Genomic DNA, 2809 nt, shown 5'->3' on the forward strand with positions numbered 1-2809 from the left:
GTTCTAGTAGTATCAAGAATATTGATAAAATAAAAAAGGCATAGAACATGCCTTTTTTATTACTTATTTGTTTATCGGATAACAAACCTCTGTAACCCACTTATTAGGATCTGATTCCATCGCTGGGCTAACATGATAAATATTAAACATCGGGCCTGCTAATTCATAACCTTCCGTTTCAATCCATTTTGCTGCAGCCTCATTTACAGCTGTCATTTGTTCGTAACTTCCGTTAACTGTTATTGAAGCTACATAGGATGGCTCTATCTTTTTAAAATGAACATCTTTTGTATTTTCATACTCTCCTAAAATATTTATCTGTATTTCTACATCCACATCATTTTCCTTATATTCTTGATCATGGAATGTAGCAATACTATAACTCGGATTAGCTATACTAATATTTTTAACATTAATTTCTTGCATCAATATACTCCATAAATCCCCTTCGCAATTATACGATGGAATAACCTTTCTAACACTTGCTACATTTCTTTCTGGAATTTCTTTTAATGAAACATGATAGTTCATTTCAATAACATCCTCTCTCATCGTTTTCATTGAGTCTTCGAGGAGACGTAATTGTTTTTTGAGATCGTCCTTTTCTTCCTTTACTTGAGCACTACGATTTTCAAATTGTGACTTTATTACTTCAATATTTTCACTCTCTACTATTTCTTTAATTATGGCAATATTAAATCCCATATCTTTTAACACTTGAATTTGATTTACTTTCTTTAATTGGGCTGCTGAATAAAATCGATAACCACTCTGCTCATCGACTTTTACTGGTTGTAATAATTCCACTTTATCATAGTGTCTCAACATACGTATACTAATGGAAGATAGTTTTGAAAAATCTCCTATTTTAAACATCATTTCCTCCTATAAGTTACATCTACTTCGAAGCTCATTTTCATCTTAAACAATGACATTGTGTGAGAGTCAACTATTTATAACAGTTTAAACAATTATTTATTGTATTATATTTATATAATTAAAAGCTCTTACGACTTATTTACCAATTCACTTTTCAACGCAATATATATTGATATTAATCCATTTACATTCAATAAAGTAACTATAATACTAATGAGCAACGCTACATCTGCAGAAAACGTTTTAATCGTCTGCCACGGTGAATTTGTACTATAAATAAGAAGTGGAATTAAAGTAATAGATAATATCAGAAATAAACTCCCTAGAAAAAGCCAGGTCATTTTTTTACAAATTTTCTTACGTTTATACTTTATTATTAACATAATTGCTGTAATGAAAAGTGCGAATATTAATATTGACATAACAATTTGAACTATTGGTATATTTTTTGGTATATCAACCGGTTCTTCACCATTCAAAATATTAATAATCCCTTTTTTAAATTCTGGTAATGTGAATCAGGAGTTGAGCCTGAATGCCAAACCATCTTTTCGTTTCCATTTATATTTGTTGTCCTCAGTCCAAAACCATAATATTTCGCTGAATCTATTTTATATAATGGAGATAAATAAAGATCCATACTATCTTTATTTAAAAATTGTGTATGCTCTTGGTGATTCAAAAACTTAATGAATTGAATCATATCTTCTAGATTTGCTGTAATATAGCCGTATGGTGACCCACCATTATCATACGACACCGTACTTTTTCTTGGTATTCCAAACCATGATTGGTAACCTGTTAAATAACCATTTTTATAAGAATCCTCACTATTTGCTGCTGTACCATTCATTTTTAATGGCTGAAAAATTTCCTTCTCCATATAAGTAGAGTATGTTTCTTTTGAAACTTCCTCAATAAGTGCACCAAGAACGAGATAATTTGCATTACTATATTGATATTTTTGTCCTGGGGGAGCAGTTAATGTTACATTCGACAGTTTCATTACATTTTCTTTTATAGCCGTAGTAGTCTTTGATTGCTTATCTGATAAYGCTAAACCTTCATAGGTACTCATTCCACTTGAATGTGTTAGTAGATGTTGGATTGTTATATTTGAGGTCGATTGATTATCTTTTACTTTAAACCAAGGAAGATATTGTTGAACTGAATCCTCTAAATTTATTTTTTTATTTTCTATTAACTTCACTATAGCTAGACCAGTTAAAGATTTACTTATTGATCCAATTGCAAATGGTGTTTTACTAGTTATCTTTTTTTCAGATTCTCCAGTAACCCCCCATAATTTTGTGTAAAATACATCTYTATKATGTACAATWGCWACWGAAGCTCCTGGAATTTTATGTTCCTTTAAAAATTTTTCAATATAAATATCTAAAGTAACTCTAATATTTTGCTGAGCGTAAACTTTTGAATGTGCAATACATAACATTAATACATTACAAACTATACAAATTAGAAACAATTTATATTTCGATATCTTCATCTTAATGTACTTCGGATAACTTTCTTTTTTTATAAATTACTAAAATTATAGATATTAATAAAGAAGCCATTAAACTAATCATTATTAATATAGAGTTCCACCATTGATTTTCTGCTATTCGATATAAAAGATTAAAATTAAAGTTATTTTCACTGTTGGTTGGATTAAGGGATTCAGTTAAAAATATTGAAAGTGTGGTTTGTGAAATGAGGTATGTAATAAATGCGACGAATATGCCAATTATGATTAATGTATTAGATTTTTTATTTATATTTTGAAGTTGTTTCATTTTCACTCGCAGATCAATTTCATTTATCTCCAAAAAGTCTTGAACAAATAATTGAGGCGTACCTAGATCATTTATACTATCCTCCCCATTTTCACGACATTCTTGAATATGCTCTAAAATTTGTTGTTTAATAT

The 2809-nt window shown here is 29.1% G+C and carries 2 protein-coding genes and 1 pseudogene; all 3 read right to left on the reverse strand.

Annotated elements, in window-relative coordinates; genetic code table 11:
• Nucleotides 1-63: 63 nt before the first annotated feature.
• Nucleotides 64-876: a MerR family transcriptional regulator gene (locus AC1DJR_RS29495; RefSeq protein ID WP_477004200.1), complete on the reverse strand. Its 813-nt coding sequence runs from the start codon at nt 874-876 to the stop codon at nt 64-66.
• 131 nt (nt 877-1007) lie between these two features.
• Nucleotides 1008-2386, reverse strand: a pseudogene (locus AC1DJR_RS29500) (serine hydrolase domain-containing protein).
• A 1-nt stretch (nt 2387) separates the two neighbouring features.
• Nucleotides 2388-2809, reverse strand: a 422-nt coding sequence (locus AC1DJR_RS29505; RefSeq protein WP_477004201.1) for a hypothetical protein, incomplete at its 5' end; no start/stop codon positions are given.

This window comes from Bacillus sp. 05T31 (assembly GCF_056396725.1).

Excerpts from the sequence above, each read along its gene's own strand:
- AC1DJR_RS29495 (WP_477004200.1), bottom strand. The coding sequence starts at position 876 with ATGTTTAAAATAGGAGATTTTTCAAAACTATCTTCCATTAGTATACGT.